We start from the raw sequence: 24,250 nt of genomic DNA, 5'->3' as shown, positions 1-24,250 counted from the left end.
GAGGGCAGCGCTAGCCGAGTGGCAGCGACGACGACGGCAAGAAGTTGAGATTCACGCCGTTGCCCTGCAACACGAGGCTGCCACCAGTGGGGATGGCTGTTGTCGTAGCGGCGAGCGCAGCGAAGTAACGCGACTCGAAGTCCATGAGCGCAGCGTCGGTGCAGGCGCGTTTAGTCGAAGCGATGGGGCCAACGGTGAGGTCACTCGGTTCGCCAGTGAACGTGGCGTTGTAGTTGTTGCAGGCCGATTCGCCGGCGATTTCGATGCCGGCGATGGTGAGCGTCACGGTCACCGCCTCGTCGAGGGTCAGGGCGCCCGAGGGGTCGCTGCCGTCTGCATAGATCCAGGTGCCGTCGATGCCTTCGATGGGAATCGCGTCTCCCGGAGTTTCTTCGACTCCGAGCCCGGGACTGCTGTCGATCGGGGGTTCGTCAGAGCCGACCGGCGTTGCGGGGCCGGCGCACGCGGTGAGAGCGAGCAGGCCAGCAGCCAGCAGCGGGGTGAACTTCGCGAGAACTGATTTCGTGGGCATTATTTCCTCCTACCTAGGTAGACGAAGGGCTGTGCGGTTTCGTTGGGGCAGACCCAAAACTTTTACAGCGCAGCCAGCACGACTAACACGATCAGCACCAGTTGACCGGCGAATCGTGGCCAGAACGGTAGGGCTGCTTTTCCAAAGCGATCAGGGTCTTTGGCCGCGTACGCATTGGCCGGAAAAACGGCAATCAGAAACAGTACAAGCGCGATCCCGGCGATGAATCGCACCGGTTCCCACAAAAGCCCCAGACCGCCAGCGATCTCACAGAGTCCGGTGATGGTCACGAGGGCGCTGGGGGAGGGCATCCATTTCTGGCGCAGAGCTGGTGGGATCATGGCCCGCATCGTGCGCGCCGGGGCGGCCACAAAGTGGCTAACGCCCATCGCGATAAAAGCCAGCGCGAGGACAATTCGCAACGCCCACTGGGCGATCTCAACGGCATCCATGATGGCTCTATCGTCGCACTGAGTTGTCACATGGCAACGGGGGCTTCCCGTCGCCGCTAAAGTTGCAGTAGTTGTCTACTCAAGCAGCCTTCGTTGTGTTAGCGCGAAGTCCCCGCGAATTGAAGGATCAGATCTGTGGCTAAGCCGATCGTTGTGATCGCCGAAGAACTTTCCCCCGCAACAGTTGACGCCCTCGGGCCCGACTTTGAGATTCGAAACGTTGACGGCACTGACCGTGACGCGTTGAAGTCTGCGCTCTCTGACGCGCAGGCCGTTCTCATCCGTTCAGCAACCCAAATGGATGCCGATGCTCTCGCTGCCGCGCCTGGCCTGAAGGTCATCGCGCGCGCCGGTGTTGGCCTCGACAACGTGGACATCAAGGCGGCTACCGCTGCTGGTGTCATGGTTGTGAACGCCCCTACTTCCAACATCATCTCGGCTGCCGAGCTGACCGTCGGGCACATCTTGAGCCTCGCGCGTCACATTCCGGCTGCCTCCAGCGCTCTCGCGCAGGGGCAGTGGAAGCGCTCGCAGTACTCGGGTACCGAACTCTTTGAGAAGACGATCGGCATCATCGGCCTCGGCCGTATCGGTGGTCTCATCACCGAGCGAATGCAGGCCTTCGGCACCAGCATCATCGCGTATGACCCCTACGTCACGGCCGCTCGCGCGCAGCAGATGGGCGTCACGCTCGTCTCGCTCGACGAGCTGCTTGAGCGTTCGGACTTCATCACGATCCACATGCCCAAGACTCCTGAGACCACGGGCATGATCTCGACTGAGCAGTTTGCTCGCATGAAGTCGAGCGCGTACATCGTGAACGTGGCCCGTGGTGGCCTCATCGACGAAGACGCTCTCTACACGGCACTCAAGTCGCGTCGCATTGCCGGCGCCGGTCTTGACGTGTTCGTCAGCGAGCCGCCCACAGGGTCGCCGCTGTTGTCGCTCGAGAACGTCATTGTCACCCCTCACCTGGGTGCTTCGACTTCTGAAGCGCAAGAGAAAGCTGGCGTTTCGGTAGCCAAGTCGGTTCGACTCGCCCTCGGTGGCGAGCTGGTGCCTGACGCAGTGAACGTTGCTGGTGGCATCATCGACCAGAGCGTGCGCCCCGGCATCCCGCTCATGGAAAAGCTTGGCCAGGTCTTCTCTGGTCTTTCCGACAGCCCGCTCACCAGTGTCGATATTGAGGTTCGCGGCGAGATCGTCGAGTTCGATGTCAACGTGCTCAAGCTTGCTGCTCTCAAGGGCATCTTCACGAACGTTGTCTCCGAGACGGTCAGCTACGTCAACGCTCCGGTTCTTGCCGAGCAGCGTGGCCTCACGGTTCGTTTGATTACGGATGTCGTGAGCTCCGAATACCGCAACCTGCTGACCATTCGTGGTTCGCTTGCTGACGGCTCGCAGGTTTCTGTTTCGGGAACCCTGGTCGGAAACAAGCAGCTCGAGAAGATCGTCGAGATCAACGGCTACGACATCGAGGTCCCGCTCGCGGATCACCTCATCGTCATGATGTACGAAGACCGCACCGGAATCGTTGCCGTCTTCGGCAAGGAATTCGGCGAGGCCAACATCAACATCGCAGGCATGCAGATTGCGCGCGAAAGCGAAGGCGGCAATGCCCTCTCCGTGCTCACGGTTGACTCGCAGGCATCCGCCGATGTGCTCGCCACGGTTGCCGAGCGCATTGACGCTCGCTACGTGCACGCGATCGACATCGTCGACGCTTAGTCACTTCGTTCGCGCCCTCGTGGTGTGAGCAACACAAAAGGCGCGCCCCGGCTTCAGGGACGCGCCTTTTGTGTGTGTTGAACGTGGTGGTCGTTAGATGGTTTCGTCGGGGGTTGTGGTGGTGCGACGCTCGCTGACCGAGCCATTCGCACCGTCTGTTCCGTTGTGCACGGTGGTAACAGAGGTGCGCTTACGCATCATTAGTACAAGCCCGATGATGAAAGTTACAGCTCCCGCTGCCATCAGGATGTAGCCGATGAGGTCGATGTTGACGCCTTCGACTTGGAAATCGAGCGCGAAAGTAAGAATCGCGCCGATCACGACAAGGACAATTCCGGTTCCAATACTCATGAGCCCAATTTTAGCCCACCTAATCCAGCGCGCAATCAGACAACGTTCAGAAAAGCGGCGATCACGTAAAGGGTGCGACGCGCAGCACAGCATTCGGACTTGACTATTGACTGATGGTTTCGTACGTCGTCCTGCAAGTTCGGCAGCTCGGTAAGTCGCTCGGGTCCTGGCTCGGGACAAACCATTGGCCGCAAATTGCTCGTACAGCGAGGCCAAAAACTGTGGCGTCCGCAAGCGAAGCTTTCCGGGCGAAATGGCTACGGCTGATCACTAGGTGAGAGCTCGGAGCGGCGGTCGTTTCCGGTTGGCCTTCGATTCGTGAAGAGCTCACGAGCTGTCTTAGCCGTGCGAGGGGTACGGTCGCGGAATAGATCAGGCGGCGAGGATTAGGACTGCTGTTGGCCTCCCACTTCTCCATGTCGCATTCGAATGGCGCCTGCAGTAGATGTAAAAGTTCACCACGAGCTTGGGATTCGCCGAAATCTTCCATTTCGATCTCGATAGTGATCAGCGCATCGGTTGCAATCCGATCGATGCCTATCGTGACGCCCATGCTGCTAAAGCACGCCGGAAGCGCTACGGTCGAGGACCATTCGAAGAGCGTGAGGTCGAGATCAAAACTACGCAGTGCGTCAAACAATGCTCCTACTGCCGCGCGTTTGTTGGCGCTGGACTCTGCGTCGAGGGCTTGTATCTTCCTCAGGGTCTCGTCACGCGTTGAGGGGAGAATACTTAGTAGATTCTCCTTCGACTTGCGTTCGAGGACATCGTAGAAGTTGTCCGTGTCTCCCTCGCGCCGTAACCCGGCGGCAACCAGCCAGTAGTTCCCGTCGTTCTTTGGGTCAACGACTGCGCCTCGCCATTGTTCGGCTCTGATCTCGAACCAAGGAGAGCGCAGGCCTGCCTGGGTGACGTATTTTATGCGATTGCCCCATGCTAGCGTGCCGGAGTCCTCGAATTCCTCGGTCCCTATTCGAGCAGCGCGGCGAATGATCGGGTGGTTGAGTGCCGTAATTGAGCCGAGCCGTTTAAACTGACTTTTTTCGAGTGCGTCCGCGTCACCGGACCCAAAAGCTCCGGAGCGATTGAGTTCGTTTAGGAGCCTTATAGTCGGGCGCGCGGCATGACTCGGTCGCATCGGTCCGGTCTTCTTTGCTTGCACAGTTTGAGCTTATCGTTGCCCTCCGACGAATCGAGTTCAGTAGCCCAGCGAGCGAAGTTCCTCCGTGTCCACCCCGGCCGCCTCAGCAAGTTTTTCGCGCTCGGAACGGTGAGCCATCGCAATATCTTCTGCGAAACGCTTGCGATCAATTTCGCGCTGCTCAATGTAGCGCTGAAGGTCATCGAGCTTGATGCGACGGTGAGTCCCGACTTTGTGGAACGGCATTGAGCCAAGATCGAGAAGTTTGTATAGAGTCGGGCGGCTTATGCCTAGTAAATCCGCGGCATCGGCTGCACTGAGTGCCCCGCTTTTGTCGCTGGAAACTAGGCTCACGCTCTTGCCTTCCTCGATGGAGTCAAGAATGTCAATGAGGAAATTGCGAACTGGTTCTTCAGCATGTGTTGCAAGCGCAGAGCGCAGGTTAATTGTTGTTTCGTGGGAGTTGATATCAACACCAGGTTCTAGGGTGCGCATTATCTCGTTTTCCGTAGAGGCGGCAATAGCCAACTGGATTTTGTTATGAATTATCGCTTTTAGTGCGGGTGTCTGTAAATCAACAGTTGCTTTGCTATCGAGTTTCTTATCTGAAATAACTGTAACGCATAAATATCTAAGTTTGCACATCTTCTTAGGTAATTGTCATAAAGCCCCGAACCTAAGAAAGCTAAAGAGCTTATTGGGCGCGGCGCGCGGCTACTGCCTAAGCTTCAACATCCCAGATCGAAAATTCCCATTGCTTGCGACCTCTGCTGCGTTTTGGAACGCTGCATTTCTCTGTTCCTGAATGAAGTCCTCACCCCCGCAGCGGTACTGTATTTACATGCCTTCTCAGATCAAGCTTGCAGTCATTCCCGGTGATGGTATTGGGCCAGAAGTTGTGGCCGAGGCCCTCAAGGTTCTGAAGGCAACCGGTGTGGATGTCGCACCCACCGAGTTTCCTTTTGGCGCCGCTCATTACCTCGAGTCGGGCACCATTCTTGAAGACTCCGACATCGCTGAGCTTGCGAAGCACGACGCGATTCTTCTGGGCGCTGTTGGGGGAGACCCGCGCGATCCTCGCCTCACGGGCGGCATCATCGAGCGCGGCCTGTTGCTGAAGCTGCGTTTTGCGCTTGATCACCACGTGAACCTTCGCCCAACCAAGATTTTCCCTGGCGTGACGTCACCGCTGGCCAACCCCGGCGAGGTTGACTTTGTTGTCGTGCGGGAGGGCACCGAGGGCCCCTACGTGGGCAATGGTGGGCGCATCCGCACCGGCACACCGCACGAGATTGCCACTGAGGTGTCGATCAATACGACGTTCGGTGTTGAGCGCGTTGTTCGGTTCGCTTTCGCGCAGGCGATGGGTCGCGACCGCAAGAAGGTCACGCTCGTGCACAAGACCAATGTGCTCGTGCACGCGGGTGGTTTGTGGCAGACAACGGTCGACCGGGTGGCGGCCGAGTTCCCCGAGGTTGACGTCGATTACATGCATGTCGACGCGGCGACGATTTACCTGGTCACAAATCCGAGTAGATTTGACGTTATCGTCACCGACAACCTTTTCGGCGACATCCTCACAGACCTCGCAGCAGCCATCAGCGGCGGCATTGGTTTGGCCGCCTCCGGCAATCTGAACCCGAGCGGGGAATTCCCCTCCATGTTCGAGCCGGTTCATGGCTCAGCGCCCGACATTGCGGGCAAACAACTCGCTGATCCCACGGCGGCAATCCTGTCGATTGCATTGCTGCTGTCACAGTTCGGCGAATCGGATGCCGCGGCCCGCGTCACTGCGGCCGTTGAAGCCGATCTCAGCACCCGTGGCGACACGGCACGGTCCACGTCTGAGATTGGCAGTGCAATTGCCGACGCTGTAGCGCAGAATTAACCCACCGCCATTATGGCTGTACGTCATTAAGGACATTTGATGAAGAATCTGCTGGCTGATCGCCCTCTCACTTTCATGGTGAAGAAGAACCAAGAACCTCGCTCGGTCGAAGAGCGCGACGCGATTCTGGCTAACCCCGGCTTCGGCGTGAACTTCACCGACCACATGGTCGACGTGTGTTGGTCAGAGATGGGCGGGTGGCACCGTCCGCGCGTGCAGCCGTATGGCCCCATCCAGCTCGACCCTTCTGCAGCGGTGTTGCACTACGGTCAAGAGATTTTCGAAGGCCTTAAGGCATTCCGGCACGAAGACGGTTCCATTTGGTCGTTCCGCCCCGAGGCGAACGGTGCGCGCTTGCAGCGTTCCGCGCGCCGCATGGCGCTGCCCGAACTACCTATTCCCGCCTTCATCGACTCGCTCAAGCAGCTCATCGCGGTTGATGCTGACTGGGTGCCGAGCGCTCCGGAAACGAGCCTTTACTTGCGCCCCTTCATGTTCGCGAAAGAGGCATTCCTCGGAGTGCGCGCGGCCAAGAAGGTCAACTACTACGTGATCGCGAGCCCTGCTGGCGCCTACTTCACCGGTGGCGTCGCTCCGGTGTCGATCTGGATTTCCACGAACTTCACGCGCGCAGGCAAGGGCGGTACCGGGGCGGCCAAGACGGGCGGCAACTACGCCTCGTCGCTCATCGCGCAGCAAGAAGCTGCAGATCAGGGCTGCGCCCAGGTTTTGTTCTTGGATGCCGAAGAGGGCAAGTACATCGAAGAGCTCGGTGGCATGAACGTTGTTCTCGTCAAGAAAGACGGAACCCTCGTTACGCCGCACTCCGAGTCAATTCTTGAGGGCATCACGCGTGACTCGGTGCTTCAGCTTGCTGAAGACCGCGGTCACAAGGTTGAGCGTCGTCGCGTCACTCTCGAAGAGTGGCGTGAGGGTGTTGCCTCGGGTGACATCACCGAGGTGTTCGCGTGTGGCACCGCCGCAGTGATCACGCCTATTGCTCTGCTCAAGGGTGACGGTATTGAGATTGGGTCGGCGGATGCTCCTGCCGGCGAACTGACGATGTCGCTGCGCGAAGAGCTCACCGATATCCAATATGGCCGTCGCGAAGACAAGCACGGCTGGATGATGAGGCTTGACGCATGAAGGTAGCTCGGTTCAGTGCTGGCACGGGAGCCCGCTACGGGATCATCGATGGCGACGACATTGTTGTGCTGACGGGTGACCCGATGTTCAACGGTTTCGAGACCACCGATGAGCGTTTGCCGCTCGCGGACATCAAGCTGCTGGCACCGGTTATCCCGCGCTCGAAGGTGGTGGCGTTCGGTCGCAACTATGCCGAGCACGCGAAGGAACTCGGCAACGAGGTTCCGGATGCTCCCATGATGTTCATCAAGCCGAACACGTCTGTCGTGGGCCCCGGCGATGCGATCATGTTGCCGCCGCAGTCGGACGAGGTCGCGTTTGAGGGAGAGCTTGCCGTCATCATCGGCAGCATTGCCAAGAACGTTGCTGAAGCCGATGTCGACAGTGTGATTTTCGGCTACACGATCGCCAACGACGTCACGGCTCGCGACCTGCAGAAGTCTGATGGCCAGTGGTCACGTGCCAAGGGCTTCGACACGTTCTGCCCGCTCGGGCCGGTAATCGAGACTGAGTTCGAGGTGGGCTCGCAGAGCATCCGCACCACGGTGAATGGTGATCTCAAGCAAGACGGCACCGTTGACCAGATGATTCATTCTGTTGCTGCGCAGGTCGTTTACGCTTCGGCCGCATTCACGCTGTTGCCCGGTGACATTATTCTCACGGGCACGCCTGCCGGTGTTGGCCCGCTCGTGCACGGCGACACTGTCGACATCACGATCGAGGGCATTGGCACGCTGAGCAACCCGGTTCGTTCTATCGCCAAGTAGGCGCTGCCGCAGAACCGCCTGCAGAGGGCGGTTCTGCGGCTTAGAATGGTGGCAATGTCTGCTCCATTTTCTACTGCAACCGCTTCCGACGTTCGCGTTCGGTTTTGTCCGTCACCTACCGGTACGCCCCACGTTGGGCTGATCCGCACTGCCCTGTTCAACTGGGCCTATGCGCGTCACACCGGCGGCAAGATGGTGTTCCGTATTGAAGATACGGATGCCGCTCGCGACAGCGAAGAGAGCTATCTGCAGCTTCTCGACGCCATGCGCTGGTTGGGGCTCGACTGGGATGAGGGCGTGGAGACTGGTGGGCCGAACGAGCCTTACCGTCAGTCGCAGCGCACCGACATTTACCTTGAGGTCATCGAGAAGCTGAAGGCTTCCGGTCACCTCTACGAGTCATTTGCGACGGGCGAAGAGATCGAGGCCCGCAACGTGGCGAACGGTCGCGACCCCAAGCAGGGCTACGACAACTTTGAGCGCGACCTCACCGCCGAGCAGATCGCCGCATTCAAAGAAGAGGGCCGCAAGCCGGCTTTGCGTTTGCGCGTGCCCGACTCTGACCTCAGCTTCGACGACCTGGTTCGTGGCGACATCACGTTCCCCGCTGGTTCGTTCTCTGACTTCGTTGTGGTGCGCCCGAACGGTGCTCCGCTGTATACCTTCGTGAACCCGGTGGATGACGCGCTCATGGGCATCACGCACGTGCTGCGCGGTGAAGACCTGCTCTCGAGCACTCCTCGCCAGATCGCCCTCTACACGGCACTCATCGAGATCGGCCTCACCGACGCCATCCCGCGCTTCGGTCACCTTCCTTACGTGATGGGCGAGGGCAACAAGAAGCTCTCCAAGCGCGACCCCGAGTCGAACCTGTTCTTGCACCGCGACCGCGGTTTCATCCCCGAGGGGCTCATCAACTACCTCTCGCTGCTGGGCTGGTCGCTTGCTGCTGATCGCGACGTGTTCTCGATCGACGAACTCATCGCCGCCTTTGACGTAGAGAACGTGAACCCGAACCCGGCCCGTTTCGACGTGAAGAAGGCGGAGTCGCTCAATGGCGACCACATCCGTCTGCTGTCTGCTGAAGAGTTCGCTGGCCGTCTCGTGCCCTACCTGGTCGCTGCTGACGTTATTTCGGCAGAGCCGACCGAGGCTGAGCTGGCGACACTGGCTGCCGCCGCGCCTCTCGTGCAGGAGCGCATGCAGTTGCTGGGCGATGCTCCCGCACTGTTGCAGTTCTTGTTCACGGCGGATGCCGATCTCACCGTCGACGCCGATGCGATGCCGAAGGCCGAAGGCCCCGAGGTTCTGGATGCCGCGATCGCCGTGCTGACTGATCTTGATACGTGGACGCACGATGCTATCGAGGCCGCCCTGCGCGCCGAACTCATCGAGGTGAAAGAGATGAAGCCGCGCCTGGCTTTCGGGCCCTTGCGTAGTGCGATCGCTGGTCGCCGCATCAGCCCGCCGCTCTTCGAGTCGATGGAACTGTTGGGCAAGGAATCGTCGCTGGTTCGCCTGAAGGCGTTGCGCGCCCAGCTATGAGTGAGCAGTTCGACTGGGATGTTGTCATTGTCGGCGGCGGACCGGCCGGACTGAGTGCTGCCCTGAACTTGGCGCGGGCACGTCGTCGCACTCTCGTGCTCGACAGCAATCGCCCCCGCAATTCGGCGACGTTCCACTCTCACGGCTTTTTGAGCCGCGATGGTATTTCTCCTCTCGAGCTCCGCAAGATGGGCCGTGAGGAGCTTGAGCAGTATCCGAACGTGTCGTTCGAGCGCACGATTGTGGAGGGTATTGAGCCTCTGGATGCTCCTGACATCACGGATGCCGCTAGCGCTCTTGATGTTGCGGATGCCGCTGGCGCTCTTGAGGGCGCACCGGCGACCGTCGGCGCGGGCTTCACCGTGACGCATCGCGGGGGAGCGGTCACGACCCGCACCGTGCTGATTGCGACCGGGTTGCGCGAGGTTCTGCCGAAGTTGCCGATGCTGCGCGCGTTCTATGGCACGAGCATCCATTCGTGCATGGAGTGTGACGGTTACGAGTATGCAGATAAGCCGATTGCGCTGATTGGGCACACGGATGACTTGGCCGAGCGCGCACTGCTGCTCTCGCAGTGGAGCCGCGATCTGATTGTCTTCACGCAGGGCGTTGGCCACGTGAGCGATGCTGATGAGGCGATGCTCGCGGAGCGTGGTGTTCGCGTGGATCGTCGTGAGGTGGCGGATGTCGCGGGTGACCGCGATGGCATGAACGGTGTTGTGCTTGCCGACGGCGAGACGATCCCGCGTGAAGCGGCATTTGTGCGCCCCTATTATGAGACGGCGCTCGACTTTGCGGCGGGCTTGCAGCTCGCACTCGACGCGGAGGGGCTGATTGTCGTGGACGCTGCCGGCCGCACCAGCACGGCGGGAGCCTATGCGATCGGTGATGCCACCCCGCCCGGCCCCCAGCAACTCATCGTTGCCGCGGGTGACGGCGCTGAGGTTGCCGCGGTTATCAACCGCGACTTGCTCTAGGGGTCACTTCGCCGCGCGACCACGGGTCAGCAGCATGGTGACGAGGCACGCCGCGAACATCACGGCGGTGACGGGGGCCCAGACGGCTCGTTCGACGGCGCTTGGCGTGATGACGTTCAGGATGACGCCCACACCCGCATAGGCGGTGGTTATCCAGGCGAGCACGGCGATGAGCCGGCGTGGAGCGAATCTCAGGGGACCGCGTTCGGTGCGAGCAAGCATTGCTGCCGCCATAACGAGAACGAGGGCGGCAGAGACGCCCGCAAAGATGCGGCCCTGAGTGGGGAGCGTGCCTTTGTTCGCCCCGCCTTGGGTGTATTCGCCGAGGGGCGCTCCGAGCACAACGGCGAGTTGGAAGAGTGCGACGAGGGTGAAGAGCACGGCAGCGATGGTGGCGCCGATGCGCGCAGCGCGGTGGATGACGTTGGTGTTCTTGTTCATCGGGTGGACTCCTTGTGGTCGGCGAGTTGGGCACGAAGTTCATCGAGCCACGTGATCTCGGCCCGCGCGTGGGCTCGTCCCGATTCGAGCGTTGCGTATTGCAGCTGAATGGCGAGAGTGGCTTTCGAGGGTTTGTGGGGTGTGCTCGATGCGAGAGCGTCGAGTGTGGTGAGAAGTTCCACGGCAGCGGAGCGACGTTGGTCGAGCAGTTCGATAACGCCAGTGGTGCCGAGTGACGCGGCGAAGAACAGCCGCAAGAGAAAAGGTTCGCGGGAGTTGTCTGGCTCAAGGGGCGAGGCCAGCCACGCCTCCAATGCTTCGCGGCCTGGTTCGAGCAGCGTGTACAGGCGGCGGTCGGGTCGGGTTGCCTGCTCGACGGTGGTGCTTTCAACAAGGCCGTTGGCTTCGGCGCGGTGGAGGGTGCGGTAGAGCTGCGACTGATCGGCTGGCCAGAAGTGTGCGGCAGTTGTCGAGAATGCTTTGCCGAGTTCATAGCCCGTCATGGGCTGAATCGCGACGAAACCGAGCACAGCGTGGAGGAGGGACATGCTCTGAATATAGGACAAGTCCTATATGGCGTCAAGGAGTGAACCACAACCCGCTCAGGATGCGCTAAAGTAGTAAATCGGTTCGGCTGCGGCTGAATCCTGTGGGGTATGGTGTAATTGGCAACACGGAAGATTCTGATTCTTTTGTTCTTGGTTCGAGTCCAGGTACCCCAGCAAAACAACTAGGGAGCAACTCCCGCCCAGCCCGGCTCACGCCGGGCTTTTTCTTTGCCGGTGCCTTGTGGGGTCTGTTTCGCTTTTGATCACACAAGATTCAGATTCCGTTGTGGGCGGCGTGAGTGAGTTATGCGGGTGCATTCTCGCTCACGTGCATTTCTCAATCTAAATACCTTCGGTGCCGCAGGCTGTAGAGGTCTAACCTGAGGGATATGTTCCTGCTGGATACAAACCTTCTTTCTCCAGAATGTACGGCTTCGAAGCATCGGTGGCTGGGGGGTTCTCAGTTCACATCCTCCGTGTCGGCCCAAGAAGTACTCGGGATGCAACGTCCCGGCAAGGAGGGTGGGTATAGGTACGCTCTACCGGCCTTCGACGAGCGTTTCGTCGGCACCCGTCAGGGAATTCCGCCGGACTCGCTAGTTCGTATGGCCATGGAACACGCCAAGCGCTTACCAGTCTCTAGACATACCGATCGCTTTATAGTTCCGAGGTCTCGGCTTCGAGCGGAATCGCTCGAGTTGGGACATTCGGCCCTCGCGATCGCACACGAAGTCGGGCTCGACCGCCTGTTTCGTACGTTCGCTATGCGAGGACTCCCCGGCAAGACGCTCAGGAGAGTGCTTCCCAAGTGGAACTTTCTGCGGAGTGAGATCGAAGGTGTGATTCCGTTGGATGACGACATTGCGGCGCAAGCGGTCGTGCTCGCGAACCTGTTCGTCCATGAGGGGCACCGAGTAAAAGGTACATCTCGCAACACAATGAACGACATGCTCGTGGCGGCGACTTCCCAAATCAGCGCAATGCCCCTCTTGAGCGCGGATGTGCAGCTAATGGGCTTCTATGAAAAGCACGGCTGGTCGGTGACGGAGAGGGGCTCGGTGTTCGTCGCGACCCCTAAGCCCAGAAATCCTGCCACGAATGAGGATGCGAAACCACGTTCAGAGTCCCGCGGATACGTTAATCGTCCATTATGGCTCCGGTCAAACACTAGCTAATGCGTGCCGGCGCTTCCGACGTTGAACCCGTCCATTTGTCACCAGTCACCTAGCCCAACTTCGGTGCGAAGTCTCAGAAAACGTAGCGACGCGAAAACGGCCAACCAATTTTTGCAGTAAATCCGGCTAGTAGCCTAGAGGAATTCGATTTTGGACCTGATTCTTCACCGGCTCGCAGCGGCCACGAGATCGCGACGTGGCGGTTCTCGGGGACCTATCAGCGCGCGAACCGTCGGTCCTGATTTTAGTTCTGCTGCCGAAGCAAGCCTTCCGGGAGCATCTTCCGTCCGCCCCGCTCTACCGCGTCTTTTGAGCGCTTGGTGCGCGTCGCCGATATTCACTTCTCGGATTCTTGGTCTATTCGAATTGATCTAACGACACGGAACTGCGCACGAGCGCAGCATTTCGCTCCTCGAGTAACGTCTGCATATAGCGGCGGAGGAACAGCTTCTCCACGAGACGCCCGAGTGGCCCGAAGGGGGCCGCGAAGGTGAGGCGGTCCTGCATGTGAGTGCGGCCGTCGATCTCTTCGAAGAGATGCTCGTGGTGGTAGGCGGCGAAAGGGCCACGGACTTGTTCATCCGCAAACCGGTGCGGAGCATCCACGTCAAAAATTCGGATCGTCAGCCGCAGCGGCAGGCCGAAGTGGCGTGCCGACCAGGTCACCACGTCGCCCTCGACGAACTTGCCAGTGGTGCGGCCGGCGATGACCTTTTCGCGGTGGTGTGTCATCGAATCGAGGTGCAGGTTCACGCTTAGCGACAGCGCGCACACCTCGGCGATCGGGGCGTCGAACACCGTATCGAGCACGATCAACTGGGTCATAAGTTGAGCATACGTTCACCAACGCGAGGTTGGCGGGTACGGTTCGCATCGCTGGTGCCGATTCAGCAGATCTCGCAGGTCGCCTCGTTCTGGGGAAGAAAACTATCGCGCAGCGACGTGGGGCCGAGTACGATCAGCGCAGTGATTCAGCACCACCAAGGGAGTTGAAGTGAGCAGTACGTCCCGCCTTCGTCCACCGGTCTCAACGCCAATCGGCGTCCCTGTTGTTGTCTAGAAGAGAGGCGCACCGCAGGGGAGTGCGGAAATTAGGCTTTGGGGTCGCCAGTATTTTTCTAGTGATTGGCCTGAGCGCCTGTGCTGGGGTGCCCCCGCGGTACGACAGCGTTATCGGGATGACGCTCCTCGATGCCACGCCATTGCTCCCGGGTGACCTCTACATCTACGACCTATCGACACCGCTTCTCGATGTCGAGCCCAGCTATGACGGCGGTGAGCCTGCGGGGCGTTGGGTGATCGTGGCACAGTGCCCTGACATTAACGCCGGGGCAATCGGCATAGTCCCGATCGACGACTACGCGGGCGATATCAAAGCCACCGCCGAGGATCAGGGATGGAACTACACGCTGCTGGAGTGTGCTGAATAGGCAGTGCGGGGGAGGCGTCGACTCACCCCATAATTGCGGCGGTTAATTTATATAGCCGGGCTATGTATAGTGGAGGAATGCCAACTTCGCTTCTCTCCCTGCTGGGCGACCTCGTCTCGGTCAACCAGCGCCTCACGCGGTTAGCCGCACGCGCCACCGGCAGCTCCGAATCGCCCGCAGTGTGGCGCACCCTCAGCGTGCTCAACTCCGGCGGGCCCATGCGCCTCGGCGAACTTGCCGAACTCAGCCGCGTCGCCCAGCCGACCGCCACGAAGCTCGTCAGCAACCTCACCGAACGCGGTTGGGTCAATCGCCTCGCCGATCCGGATGACGCCCGCGCCTCCCAAATCGCCGTCACCACCGCCGGTGCCGATGCGCTCATCGCCTGGCGCGACGAACTCGCCGGAGCCATGCTCCCGCTCTTCGCCGACCTCGACACCGACGACGTAGCCGTGCTGCGCCGCGCCGTCGAAATCATCGGCAAACGAGCGGATGCCGCAGCCGACCTCGCGCCGGGCGCCCCCGTCACCGCACCACCAGAAGGACAATCATGACCCGCACCACCGCATCCGACACCGGCGCTCAAACGTCCGAAACCGTGAACCCCAACGCGAGCACCACCAGCAGCATCCTGCACCAACCGCGCGCCGTCTGGGCCGTCGCCTTCGCCTCGGTGATCGCCTTCATGGGCATCGGCCTCGTTGACCCGATCCTGCCCGCCATCGCCCAAGACCTGCAGGCAACAGCCACCGAAACCGAGATGCTCTTTACGAGCTACCTGCTCATCACGGGTGTCGCCATGTTCTTCACGAGCTGGATCTCGAGCCGAATCGGCGCCAAACGCACCCTCCTCATCGGCCTCGCCCTCGTCGTGCTGTTCGCCTTCGCCGCAGGGCTGTCGGGCAACGTCGAATGGGTCATTGGCTTCCGCGCCGGCTGGGGGCTCGGTAATGCCCTCTTCATTTCGACGGCTCTCGCGACCATCGTGGGGGCGGCATCCGGAGGCACCAGCTCGGCGATCATCCTCTACGAAGCAGCGCTCGGCCTCGGCATCGCGATCGGGCCACTTCTCGGCGGCCTACTCGGCGGCATCAGCTGGCGCGGCCCGTTCTTCGGCACCGCAACCCTCATGGCCATCGGTTTCATCGGCATCGTGACCGTCATGAAAACGGATGCTGTGCGCCCCACCCCAACGCCGCTCTCAGCGCCCTTCCGCGCTTTAGCCAACCCGGCCCTCGGAGTGCTCGCCGCCGCAGCGCTGTTCTACAACATCGCTTTCTTCGTGCTGCTCGCCTACACGCCGTTCGCCCTGGTTCCGCTCGGCTTTGGCAGCGCCATGACCCTCGGCTTCATCTTCTTCGGCTGGGGACTCTCGCTCGCCGTCACCTCCGTGTGGGTCGCGCCGCTGCTCACGCGCCGCCTGCCGCGCACCCTTGTGCTGCGACTCGTGTTGCCCCTGCTCGCGCTCGACCTCGTGGCGGCCGCGCTCTTCATCGGCTCCGGCCCCGGCCTCATCGTGTGTGTCGTCGTCGGCGGAATGCTCCTCGGCGTGCTCAACACCGTGCTCACCGAATGCGTCATGGAAGCCACAGACCTGCCGCGCTCGGTGGCGTCATCCGCCTACTCGGGCGTGCGCTTCCTTGGGGGAGCCATCGCCCCACCCGCCGCCACCATTCTCGCCGCCGCTATCTCACCGGCAACCCCGTTCTACGCGGCAGCAGGCTCCGTGCTCGTCGCGACCCTCATCGTGATCCTCGGTCGCAAACGCCTACGGAAAGCGGATGGCGCAGAGATCAGCATCACCGAAGAAGCCGAAGTCATCGCGGCGGGCGACCGCTAACGGTGCCAGCCGTTTAGCGCGTGACCTCCAGAGCGCAACGAAAAGCCGCCCACGCCCAGTAACCAGCTGGAGGGTGGGCGGCTTCTTTTCGCTCGCGAGTGTGTCGGCGACTGTTCGGGTCTAGCGTCGCCGGCTGCTCGGGTCTAGAGAGGCTTGCGGTAACGCAGCAGCTTGCCGATGAGCTTCTGCAGTACTGGGTAGAGCAACACGATGATCGTGAGAATCATCAGCGCGGCGCTCATCGGGCGGGTCAAGAACTGCGTAAGGTCCCACTCTGTCTTGATGACGCTCTGCATGAAGTTCTTTTCCACAATCGGCCCAAGAACCAACCCGAGCACTACCGGGGCGAGCGGGAACTTCGCCTGTTCCAGCAGATAGCCGAGGATGCCGAAGATCAGCATGATTCCCACTTCGAGCAGGCCGTTGTTGATCGAGAACGAACCCACGACACAGAACGCCACGATGATGGGCATCAGCACCGAGTTAGGCACGCGCAGTAGCATTCCGCTGCCGCGGATGGCGAGGTAGCCGAGCGGGATCATCAAGATATTCGCCGCAATGAATACGATGAAAATCGAGTACAACAATGGCGCTTGACTATCGAACAGCGACGGCCCCGGCTGTACGCCCTTGACGAGCAGCACACCGAGCAAAATCGCGGTGATTGTGTCTCCCGGGATGCCGAATACGAGTGTCGGAATATAGGCAGAGCCGACCCCGGCATTGTTGGCAGAACTCGCACCAACAATGGGTTGGATGTGCCCCTTACCGCTACCGAAGTTCTTGCCCTCTTTCGAGCCATTCTTGGTGACCGCGTAGGCCACCCACGCGGCGATGTCTCCGCCAGCACCGGGCAACGTGCCGATCGCGCTGCCGATGACGTTGCCGCCGACTGCTGTCTTCTTGTAGTTCCACAGAGTGCTTGCGGCATTGCGCAGCAGCCCCTTCGACTCGATACGAATCGGTAGCGCTGCTGGGGGAGGGCTGATCACGTTGCGCAGCACCTGCGACAAGCCGAACAGGCCGATCATTGCCGGGATGAAGTTGATGCCACCCAGCAAGTCGCTGCTGCCGAACGTGAAGCGGGGGAAGCCCACCGAGATGTCCAGACCAATGGTCGAGACGAAGAGCCCGATGAGCAGCGCGATAGTGCCCTTGACTTGAGAACCGCGAGAAATAATGACCGCGGCCGTCAGGCCCAGAATTGCGACCCAGAAGTACTCGTACGACGTAAAGAGCAGCGCCACCTTGGCAAGCTGTGGTGCAGCGAAAATCAGCACCAAACCACCGAAGATTCCGCCGGTCGCCGACGCCAGCAGGCCGACTCCGAGCGCGAGAGCGCCCCGGCCGTTCTGGGTCAAGCGGTAGGAATCTTCGACGTAGGCCGCACTCGCCGGTGTGCCCGGCATCCGCACCAAAGCCGACGGGATGTCCCCCGCGAAGATCGCCATCACCGACATCGTGATGATCGACGCAATGGCGGGAAGCGGGTCGAGGAAGAACGCGAAGGGCACGAGAAGCGCGGCGGCCAGCGTGGCAGTGAGGCCAGGAATGGAACCAATGAAGATGCCGTAGACGCCTGCGGCGAGCACGACGAGGAGCAGTTCCCAACTCGCCACCATGCTGAGCGCCTGGGAGAGATTGTCGATCATGTTCTAACCCCAGAATCCAAGAGGAAGCGGCACGAGAAGCACCTTGTTGAAGATCAACCAGACCACGAGCGTGGTGAGCACGCCGGCCGTAATGGCGACCCACCACTTCGTGCCGAGTCGGAAGATCAGACCGACCGTCATCACACTGACGGTCGTGAGAAAGCCGAGGAAGTCGACGGCGAGAAGATAGAAGATGACCGCACCGATGATGAGCCCGGCATTGATCCACCTGCTCCAGACGACAGCTTCGCCCTTTTCTTTCGCCGGTCGAACCGTCTTGCGGGCTTTGAACCATCGCCCCAGAAGCAGCAGCCCCATGAGGATCATGAGCCCGCCAATAATGCCGGGGAAGAGCGAGGGGCCGAGCTCTCCGCTCGGCAGGGTGGGGTAATCGCGAACGGCGAGAAGGATGGCCGAGCCGAAAACAACTACGACCACGCCACTGGCGAGGTCGTAGCTGTTTTCGGGCTTGCCCACCGACTCCTCTACCTCCGGAGCGGTGTCGAAAGTCATCCGGTCAGTCCTGCTGCTTCCATGATGGTTCCCTTTGCCTTGTCTTCGTTGACGATGAACTCAGTAAACGCGGCTGTGTCCTTGCCGTCAACGCCGAATCCGGCCGTCGTCATGAATTCGACGTACTCGTCGCTCGCCACGATGTCAGCAACCTGGCATTCGAGTTCAGCAACGATGTCTTCGTCCATTCCAGCGGGGCCAGAAACACCGCGCCAGGAACCCATCGAGAAGTCGATTCCGACCTCCTTGAGGGTCGGAACGTCGGGGTAGTTCGGGTCGCGCTCTTCGCCCATGATGGCGAGCGGGCGAGCTTCGCCGGCACCGATCATAGTGGCGTTTTCAGCGAGGCTGGCGAACGTGACATCAATACCGCCAGCAGCGAGCTCTTGAAGGGCGGGAGCGGAACCAGCGCTCGGTACCCAACGGATGTCGTTGACATCCATGCCAGCTTCAAGGAGCATTCCGGCGCGAGCCAGGTCCCAAATTCCGCCAATTGCTGTTCCTGAGCCGACGATCTCGCCGGGGTTAGCGCGGGCATCATCCAGAAGGTCTTCGATCGTGTCCCACGGGGCGTCAGCGGCAACCGTGATGCCCGAGGGGTCAGAGTTGACCTGAGCGATCGGGGTGATGTCTTCATAGCTGAGGTCGGTGAGACCCTGCCAGTGCATCATGGTGATTTCCACCGTGGTCATACCGATAACGGAGCCGTCGGCGTTGCCGTTAGCGATGGCCGTGTGACCGATAACGCCACCACCGCCGTCACGGTTGACGACGTTGACCGGAACTCCCAACCGGTCAGACAACTGAATTCCGACGAAGCGAGAGACGCTGTCGGTGCCTCCGCCGGCAGCCCACGGCACGATGAATTCGATCGCACCGCTCGGGTACGTCGACGAAATGTCACACGCATCACCCGAACTGCCCGCGGCAGAATCAGTAGAAGTTTCGCCGGACTGCGCACAGCCACTGACGAGAAGTCCCGCGGAGACGGCTATGGCGAGTCCCGAAACCCTGACGCGACGCGAAGGCTTGTGCAAGAGCCCGCTAGAGGCGATTTTTGACATCGACATTGATATCCAACCAATCATTGTTGTTAATTCACGTTCATGCTTGTGAACGCCGAAGATACCATAGTTGGCAGGGTGCTGTCTTTAGTGCTGCAAAAACTCATCGTCAGAGAAGTGCCACAACGAGTTCACATCTGTAAACTCCGGACTATGCAACACCAGACAGCGGCGTCACCAGCCCATTCCGTCAAGTCGGCCGATCGCGCATTGGCGATCGTCGACTTGGTCGCAGCCAAGGGCTATGTGAGCTTCACCGAGATCGTTACCGCGCTCGCACTGCCGCGATCTAGCGCCCACGGCTTGCTCAACACGCTGCACTCTGCGGGCTGGCTTGAGCATGACAACTCAACCCGGCAGTATTCGTTGGGGCTGCGCGCCTGGCATGTCGGCCAGATGTACACCGGTCACAACCAGATCGCTAACGCAGCACGGCCGGTGCTCGATGACCTAGCATCCGATCTCGGCGAAACCGTTCAGCTGCTTCGCCTCGATGGTGCAGAAAGCGCATATTTCGCTATCAGCCAGCATTCCAGTGAGGGAATGCGGTTCGGTTCGTCGGTCGGAATGAAGCTCCCCGCCCATGCAACAGCGCCAGGCACGGCGCTGTTGAGCAGCCTCGATCCCACAGAAGTGAAGCGCCGGCTTGTTGCCGCTCCTGCGCCGTTGTTGGTCAACAAGGTGGCCGTCGAGGTGCCCGTTCTTCTTGCCCGCATTGCCGAAGTGAAGGCGCGGGGCTACGCCCTGGACGATGAGACTTACCTCGCAGGCTCCCGCAGCGTTGCTGTGCCGCTCACGAGCGCGACCGGCGGAATCACTGCGGCGATCTCCATCACGATGTCGGCGACGCGTACGAGCGATCTCTGGCCGACGGATGTGCTGCGGGCTCTGGTGGCAGCAGCGCACGAAGTGCGGGTGCAGCTCGGCGCTCGCGAGCCCGAGATTGTGGTTCCAGCGCTGGGGTAGTCACGGCGCTCTCGCCCCACGACCGCACTTGAGATCTTGGTATACCAGTATACTAACTCCGGATGTCGGCCTAATGGAGGGTTTTGAGAATGCACACCAATTCAGCGAATCGCAGTGAGATCGATGAGCAAGCGGCGGCGCACCTCGCCCCGTTAAGCCCCGAAGCGACCCTCGCACTCAGTCGAGTGAGCACCGCAACGATCACCACTCAGTTGATGTCTCGTGGGCTGCGCAACACCTACCTCGAGGGGCTCGAATTCTCGAACCCCGAGCGCCAGCGTCTGCTCGGAGAAGCATTCACGATGCGGTGCATCCCCGCCAGAGAAGACATCGATGTGCCGTCGATCTTTCAGGACTACGACCATCCGCAACGGATCGGTGTCGAGTCGGTCGAACCGGGGCAAGTGCTCGTCATTGACGCTCGCGGCAAGAAGCGGGCGGCATCCATTGGGCACATTCTCGCGACGCGCCTGAAGATGCGAGGAGCAAGCGGAATCGTCAGCGACGGCTCGTTCCGCGACATGGTCGGTTTCGAAGAACTAGACCTGCCGACGTTTTCTGCCGGTGCATCGCCGACAACCAACCTGGCGCAGCACCACGTTGTGGACTTTCAGATCCCGATCGCGTGCGCTGAAGTCGCCATCTATCCGGGCGACATCATGGTGGGCGATCGCGATGGAGTGGTCTGCATCCCGCGTCACCTCGCCGAGTCTGTGGCGCACGACGCTCTCGAGCAGGAAGAGCTCGAAGAATTCATCCTGTCGAAAGTTGAAGCGGGAAGCCCGCTGCGCGGAACATATCCGCCCAACAAAGAACTGCTGAAGAGCTACAGCGAACTGCTGCCCAACTAATCGTGAGTCCGCTACAGCCCGAGCTCACGCTTGGTTACACGCTCGATGGAGGCACCAATGTGTTCTTTCATCAGACGCGCTGCCGTCGTGGCATCCCCGCTGCTCGCTGCAGCGTAGATGGCTTCGTGCTCGCTCGCTTCAATCTCGCGTCGCGGCCAGTTCTCCCAGAGCACTCCAGCAACGGCCAACGCCGTGAGATCCTGCAAACGGTCGAGCGAATTGACGATGAACTCGTTCTCGCTATTGGCATACATTCCGCGATGAAAGCGACGGTTGGCGAGCGCGGTCGCCGCGTTGTCGTTGGCGGCGGCGAAAATGCGAGCGTCAGCCAGCGCCTGACCAGCGACAGTGAACTCACGACCGCTTCGCGCAGCATCCATAATGGCCCACGGTTCGAGCAAGACACGCTCTTCATAAATGTGGCGGATGTCAGTGAACCCCAGTCGTCGAACCGAAATGCGGCGGGCCTGAACATCCAGCAGTCCCGATCGCTCGAGCACAATCAGCGCTTCACGCACGGGAGTTTTCGAGACCCCCAACTGCTCGGCAATCTTTCGCTCGACAAGAACCTGACCCGGTTCCAACGCTCCAGAAACGATCGCCGACCGCAGTGCATCGATGATCTGATCCGTGCGCGTGGGAGTGTCCGCCTGCGGCGGCAGCGGGGACGGAAAAGTGGCGTCGAGCGACTGGGTCATGGAGGTCAGCCTAAACGACCACACGCTCTGCCTCGCAAATGCGACACCAGAACGGCCGCGCACTTCACACCCCACCGCCCCTCATCCTTGGGAGAATCATGCTGACAACGACCAACCCCGCAACCGGGATTACGAACGAAACCGACATTGAACAGACGTCACCGGCAGAGACTGCCGCGCGGGCCGCATCCGCGCAGCTAGCGTTTGACACGGTGCGGGGGAGCACTCGTGACTGGCGGGCCGGGCTGTTGGAGGCACTCGCCGACGGTTTAGAACGTCACCGCCCAGCGCTCGTCGCCACAGCCAATGACGAAACCGGTCTTGGCGAGGCGCGGTTGAATGGTGAACTCAATCGTTCGCAATTTCAATTTCGACTGTTTGCTGAAGCCCTTCGTGAAGGTAGCTACCTTGAGGCCACGATTGACCACGCCGGGGAAACCCCGCTAGGGGCTGCGCCTGAGCTGCGCCGGATGCTGCTGCCCATCGGGCCAGTAGCGGTCTTCGGATCGAGCAACTTTCCGTTCGCGTTCTCCGTTGTGGGCGGTGACACGGCATCGGCGCTCGCGGCGGGCAACAGCGTCGTCATCAAAGCGCACAGTTCGCATCCGCTCACCTCGCGGTTGTCGTTCAGTACCCTCGCTGACGCGGCTACGGCCTACGGTGCTCCGGAGGGCATCCTTGGCATTGTGTATGGCACCGAGTCGGGGCGTGTTCTCGTGGCCGACCCGCACATCGCTGCCGTCGGATTCACCGGATCGCTCGGAGCAGGAGAAGCGCTGCTGGCAATCATCAGCACGCGCCCCAACCCGATTCCGTTCTACGGAGAACTCAGCAGCCTGAACCCGCTTATCGTGACGCCGGCGGCAGCAGCCGAGCGCACGACGCAGATCGCTGAAGGGCTGTTCGGATCCTTCACCCTGGGGGCCGGTCAGTTCTGCACCAAGCCGGGCGTCGCCTTCGTGCCGCGGGGTGCGAGCGGAGACGCGATCCTCGAAGATCTGCGAGCGCGCACCGCCGCGGCTGGTGGAATGGTGCTGCTCAACGAACGCATTTCGCATTCGCTGACCGACATCCTCGGAAGAATCACGAATGATGGTGGCGCGAACGTACTCGCGGTCGGCTCGCTGGCTGGCGCGGGCATCCTTGCGGCGCCCACGCTGCTGGAGATCGATGCTGCAGACTTCACTGAAGCAACCGCCGAGGAAGCCTTCGGGCCCGTGCTCGTTGTCGCTCGCTTCGACTCGCTCGAGCAGATCTTCCACGCCGTCGATGCCATGCCCGGTTCGCTCACCGCCACTATTCACCACGGCGACGATGAACCGGATGTCGTACGCCAACTTTCTGAGCGGATTGCGCCGACAGTCGGTCGACTCGTTTTCAACGGCTTTCCTACCGGAGTGCGAGTGTCGTGGGCGCAACACCACGGCGGAAACTGGCCGTCCACAAACTCCCAACACAGCTCCGTTGGGGTCAGCGCCATCCGTCGTTTTCTCCGCCCGATCGCTTTTCAGGATGCGCCAGCAGCAGTGCTCCCCGAGGAATTGCGGGAGGAGTTCTCCTCAATCCCGCGTCGTATTGACGGTGTGCTCATTCTTCCGGCCCGTGCCGCGACCAGCAAAAAGGTGATCGTGTAGCCTCGACTCGTTGGTATACCAAGCCTGACCATCCCCGATTTTTAGTACCTGTTTTTCATCGCTCAACCAGAAAGAGGCACCATGCAGCTCAACCTCACCGGCCGCAAAGCCCTAGTCACCGGCGCAGGACAAGGAATTGGCGCGGCGATCGCGCTTGGTCTCGCCCAAGCCGGCGCAGATGTCGTCGTCCACTACGCCAAGAGCAAGGATGCCGCTGCCGACGTCGTGGCCCAGATCGTGGCCCTCGGCCGCACTTCGGTCGCGGTGCAGGGTGACCTCACCGACTCTGCCCAAGCAACATCCGTCGTGGATGCCGCTGCGCAAGCGCTTGGTGGTCTCGACATCATCGTGAACAACGCAGGAAACCTCGTCGGGCGTCACACGATCGCCGAGATGAGCGACGAGCACTGGCACCAGGTGATGGATGTCAACGCCACGAGCGGGTTCTTCGTCTCTCGCGCGGCGATCCCGTACCTGACGCAGTCGAGCGCCGGCCGCGTCATCATGATGTCGTCGCTCGCCTCCGAAAATGGTGGTGGCGCCGGTGCTGTTGCCTACGCGACGGCAAAGTCCGCCATCGTCGGCTTCACGCGAGGTCTCGCCAAGGAGCTTGCCGCGTCGAACATCACCGTCAATGCTCTCGCGCCCGGGTTCATCGGTGACACTCCGTTCCACAACAACTTCACGCCAAGCAGCGCGCAGCCCGGAATCATCGCCGGTGTGCCGTTGGGGCGCGCTGGAACTGTGGAAGACGTCGCTGGCGTCACCACATTTCTTGCGTCAGACCTGTCGTCGTACGTCACTGGCCAGGTTCTCGACATCAACGGTGGGCTGAACTTCCGCTAACCACCGGTTCGGGCTTAGCCGACTATCGCTTCAGCTGGCTAGCGCTTCGGCTGGCTAGCGCTTCG

At 60.7% G+C, this 24,250-nt stretch carries 25 protein-coding genes and 1 tRNA gene; 14 read left to right on the top strand and 12 right to left on the bottom strand.

Annotated elements, in window-relative coordinates; genetic code table 11:
- Nucleotides 1-10 precede the first annotated feature (10 nt).
- Nucleotides 11-532: an META domain-containing protein gene (locus ACWFSR_RS10200; protein ID WP_447522332.1), complete on the bottom strand. Its 522-nt coding sequence runs from the start codon at nucleotides 530-532 to the stop codon at nucleotides 11-13.
- Nucleotides 533-594: 62 nt separating this feature from the next.
- Nucleotides 595-984, bottom strand: a complete 390-nt coding sequence (locus ACWFSR_RS10195; RefSeq protein ID WP_447522331.1) for a DoxX family protein — start codon at nucleotides 982-984, stop codon at nucleotides 595-597.
- 135 nt (nucleotides 985-1,119) lie between these two features.
- Between ACWFSR_RS10195 and serA the strand changes: the two genes are divergently transcribed.
- Entirely contained in the window at nucleotides 1,120-2,712 is a 1,593-nt protein-coding gene (gene serA, locus ACWFSR_RS10190) for a phosphoglycerate dehydrogenase (RefSeq protein ID WP_447522330.1), read from the top strand.
- A gap of 93 nt (nucleotides 2,713-2,805) precedes the next feature.
- Here the strand turns inward: serA and ACWFSR_RS10185 are convergent, their stop codons facing one another.
- From ACWFSR_RS10185 to ACWFSR_RS10175, 3 genes are all read right to left on the bottom strand, one after another.
- A complete protein-coding gene (locus tag ACWFSR_RS10185; RefSeq protein ID WP_197106139.1) occupies nucleotides 2,806-3,063 on the bottom strand; it encodes a DUF6458 family protein in 258 nt (85 codons plus the stop codon).
- Between the two features lie 103 nt (nucleotides 3,064-3,166).
- Nucleotides 3,167-4,225 carry a DUF3039 domain-containing protein gene (locus tag ACWFSR_RS10180; protein ID WP_447522329.1) on the bottom strand — a complete coding sequence of 353 codons (1,059 nt, stop codon included), beginning with the start codon at nucleotides 4,223-4,225 and terminating at the stop codon, nucleotides 3,167-3,169.
- Nucleotides 4,226-4,261: 36 nt separating this feature from the next.
- Entirely contained in the window at nucleotides 4,262-4,849 is a 588-nt protein-coding gene (locus ACWFSR_RS10175; protein WP_447522328.1) for an excisionase family DNA-binding protein, read from the bottom strand.
- Between the two features lie 196 nt (nucleotides 4,850-5,045).
- Between ACWFSR_RS10175 and ACWFSR_RS10170 the strand changes: the two genes are divergently transcribed.
- The 5 genes from ACWFSR_RS10170 to ACWFSR_RS10150 are packed head-to-tail and all read left to right on the top strand — an operon-like array spanning nucleotide 5,046 to nucleotide 10,527.
- Nucleotides 5,046-6,092 carry a 3-isopropylmalate dehydrogenase gene (locus tag ACWFSR_RS10170; RefSeq protein ID WP_197109637.1) on the top strand — a complete coding sequence of 349 codons (1,047 nt, stop codon included), beginning with the start codon at nucleotides 5,046-5,048 and terminating at the stop codon, nucleotides 6,090-6,092.
- A gap of 39 nt (nucleotides 6,093-6,131) precedes the next feature.
- Nucleotides 6,132-7,238 (top strand): branched-chain amino acid aminotransferase, encoded by a 1,107-nt coding sequence (locus ACWFSR_RS10165; protein WP_197106137.1) that lies wholly within the window; start codon nucleotides 6,132-6,134, stop codon nucleotides 7,236-7,238.
- Nucleotides 7,235-8,005: a fumarylacetoacetate hydrolase family protein gene (locus ACWFSR_RS10160; protein ID WP_447522327.1), complete on the top strand. Its 771-nt coding sequence runs from the start codon at nucleotides 7,235-7,237 to the stop codon at nucleotides 8,003-8,005. Before ACWFSR_RS10165 ends, ACWFSR_RS10160 begins: the two co-directional genes overlap by 4 nt.
- Before the next feature lie 54 nt (nucleotides 8,006-8,059).
- Nucleotides 8,060-9,550, top strand: a complete 1,491-nt coding sequence (gene gltX, locus ACWFSR_RS10155) for a glutamate--tRNA ligase (protein ID WP_447522326.1) — start codon at nucleotides 8,060-8,062, stop codon at nucleotides 9,548-9,550.
- Nucleotides 9,547-10,527, top strand: coding sequence for an NAD(P)/FAD-dependent oxidoreductase (locus ACWFSR_RS10150; protein WP_447522325.1), 981 nt, complete (start codon nucleotides 9,547-9,549; stop codon nucleotides 10,525-10,527). The genes gltX and ACWFSR_RS10150 overlap by 4 nt, the downstream gene beginning before the upstream one ends.
- Nucleotides 10,528-10,530: 3 nt before the next feature.
- Here the strand turns inward: ACWFSR_RS10150 and ACWFSR_RS10145 are convergent, their stop codons facing one another.
- Complete coding sequence (locus ACWFSR_RS10145) at nucleotides 10,531-10,968, bottom strand: hypothetical protein (RefSeq protein ID WP_447522324.1); 438 nt, start codon at nucleotides 10,966-10,968, stop codon at nucleotides 10,531-10,533.
- A complete protein-coding gene (locus tag ACWFSR_RS10140; protein WP_197109642.1) occupies nucleotides 10,965-11,516 on the bottom strand; it encodes a PadR family transcriptional regulator in 552 nt (183 codons plus the stop codon). The genes ACWFSR_RS10145 and ACWFSR_RS10140 overlap by 4 nt, the downstream gene beginning before the upstream one ends.
- A 102-nt stretch (nucleotides 11,517-11,618) precedes the next feature.
- On the opposite strand from ACWFSR_RS10140, the gene ACWFSR_RS10135 reads away from it, so the two are divergent.
- Nucleotides 11,619-11,690 (top strand) — tRNA-Gln (locus tag ACWFSR_RS10135).
- Nucleotides 11,691-13,048: 1,358 nt separating this feature from the next.
- Here ACWFSR_RS10135 and ACWFSR_RS10130 read toward each other — a convergent pair.
- Nucleotides 13,049-13,516, bottom strand: a complete 468-nt coding sequence (locus ACWFSR_RS10130; protein WP_447522323.1) for an SRPBCC family protein — start codon at nucleotides 13,514-13,516, stop codon at nucleotides 13,049-13,051.
- 296 nt (nucleotides 13,517-13,812) lie between these two features.
- Here ACWFSR_RS10130 and ACWFSR_RS10125 point away from each other — a divergent pair, with 296 nt between their 5' ends.
- The 3 genes from ACWFSR_RS10125 (at nucleotide 13,813) to ACWFSR_RS10115 (ending at nucleotide 15,961) form a co-directional block, all read left to right on the top strand.
- Entirely contained in the window at nucleotides 13,813-14,121 is a 309-nt protein-coding gene (locus ACWFSR_RS10125; protein WP_447522322.1) for a hypothetical protein, read from the top strand.
- A gap of 77 nt (nucleotides 14,122-14,198) precedes the next feature.
- Complete coding sequence (locus ACWFSR_RS10120; RefSeq protein WP_447522321.1) at nucleotides 14,199-14,675, top strand: MarR family winged helix-turn-helix transcriptional regulator; 477 nt, start codon at nucleotides 14,199-14,201, stop codon at nucleotides 14,673-14,675.
- Entirely contained in the window at nucleotides 14,672-15,961 is a 1,290-nt protein-coding gene (locus ACWFSR_RS10115) for an MFS transporter (RefSeq protein ID WP_447522320.1), read from the top strand. The genes ACWFSR_RS10120 and ACWFSR_RS10115 overlap by 4 nt, the downstream gene beginning before the upstream one ends.
- Nucleotides 15,962-16,104: 143 nt before the next feature.
- On the opposite strand, the gene ACWFSR_RS10110 is transcribed toward ACWFSR_RS10115, so the two are convergent.
- From ACWFSR_RS10110 to ACWFSR_RS10100, 3 genes are read right to left on the bottom strand one after another with little or no spacing between them, the layout of a single operon-like run.
- Nucleotides 16,105-17,613: a tripartite tricarboxylate transporter permease gene (locus ACWFSR_RS10110; protein ID WP_197123844.1), complete on the bottom strand. Its 1,509-nt coding sequence runs from the start codon at nucleotides 17,611-17,613 to the stop codon at nucleotides 16,105-16,107.
- Between the two features lie 3 nt (nucleotides 17,614-17,616).
- The gene (locus ACWFSR_RS10105) at nucleotides 17,617-18,126 is read right to left on the bottom strand and encodes a tripartite tricarboxylate transporter TctB family protein (RefSeq protein WP_197155086.1); all 510 of its coding nucleotides are present in this window, start codon (nucleotides 18,124-18,126) and stop codon (nucleotides 17,617-17,619) included.
- A complete protein-coding gene (locus ACWFSR_RS10100; RefSeq protein WP_447522319.1) occupies nucleotides 18,123-19,196 on the bottom strand; it encodes a tripartite tricarboxylate transporter substrate binding protein in 1,074 nt (357 codons plus the stop codon). The genes ACWFSR_RS10105 and ACWFSR_RS10100 overlap by 4 nt, the downstream gene beginning before the upstream one ends.
- A 147-nt stretch (nucleotides 19,197-19,343) precedes the next feature.
- Here ACWFSR_RS10100 and ACWFSR_RS10095 point away from each other — a divergent pair, with 147 nt between their 5' ends.
- Both ACWFSR_RS10095 and ACWFSR_RS10090 read left to right on the top strand, forming a co-directional pair.
- A complete protein-coding gene (locus ACWFSR_RS10095; RefSeq protein WP_447522318.1) occupies nucleotides 19,344-20,156 on the top strand; it encodes an IclR family transcriptional regulator in 813 nt (270 codons plus the stop codon).
- An 89-nt stretch (nucleotides 20,157-20,245) separates the two neighbouring features.
- On the top strand, nucleotides 20,246-21,007 hold the full coding sequence (locus ACWFSR_RS10090) for a ribonuclease activity regulator RraA (RefSeq protein ID WP_447522317.1): 762 nt from the start codon (nucleotides 20,246-20,248) through the stop codon (nucleotides 21,005-21,007).
- An 11-nt stretch (nucleotides 21,008-21,018) separates the two neighbouring features.
- Here ACWFSR_RS10090 and ACWFSR_RS10085 read toward each other — a convergent pair whose 3' ends face one another.
- Nucleotides 21,019-21,705: a GntR family transcriptional regulator gene (locus ACWFSR_RS10085; protein ID WP_197106121.1), complete on the bottom strand. Its 687-nt coding sequence runs from the start codon at nucleotides 21,703-21,705 to the stop codon at nucleotides 21,019-21,021.
- 98 nt (nucleotides 21,706-21,803) lie between these two features.
- Here ACWFSR_RS10085 and ACWFSR_RS10080 point away from each other — a divergent pair, with 98 nt between their 5' ends.
- Nucleotides 21,804-23,339 (top strand): aldehyde dehydrogenase (NADP(+)), encoded by a 1,536-nt coding sequence (locus ACWFSR_RS10080; protein ID WP_447522316.1) that lies wholly within the window; start codon nucleotides 21,804-21,806, stop codon nucleotides 23,337-23,339.
- 81 nt (nucleotides 23,340-23,420) lie between these two features.
- Nucleotides 23,421-24,185, top strand: a complete 765-nt coding sequence (locus tag ACWFSR_RS10075) for an SDR family NAD(P)-dependent oxidoreductase (RefSeq protein ID WP_447522315.1) — start codon at nucleotides 23,421-23,423, stop codon at nucleotides 24,183-24,185.
- Nucleotides 24,186-24,250: the final 65 nt, after the last annotated feature.

The sequence above is a fragment of the Salinibacterium sp. NYA9b genome (genome assembly GCF_976973725.1).
This window is presented reverse-complemented; position numbering and strand designations above follow the sequence as displayed.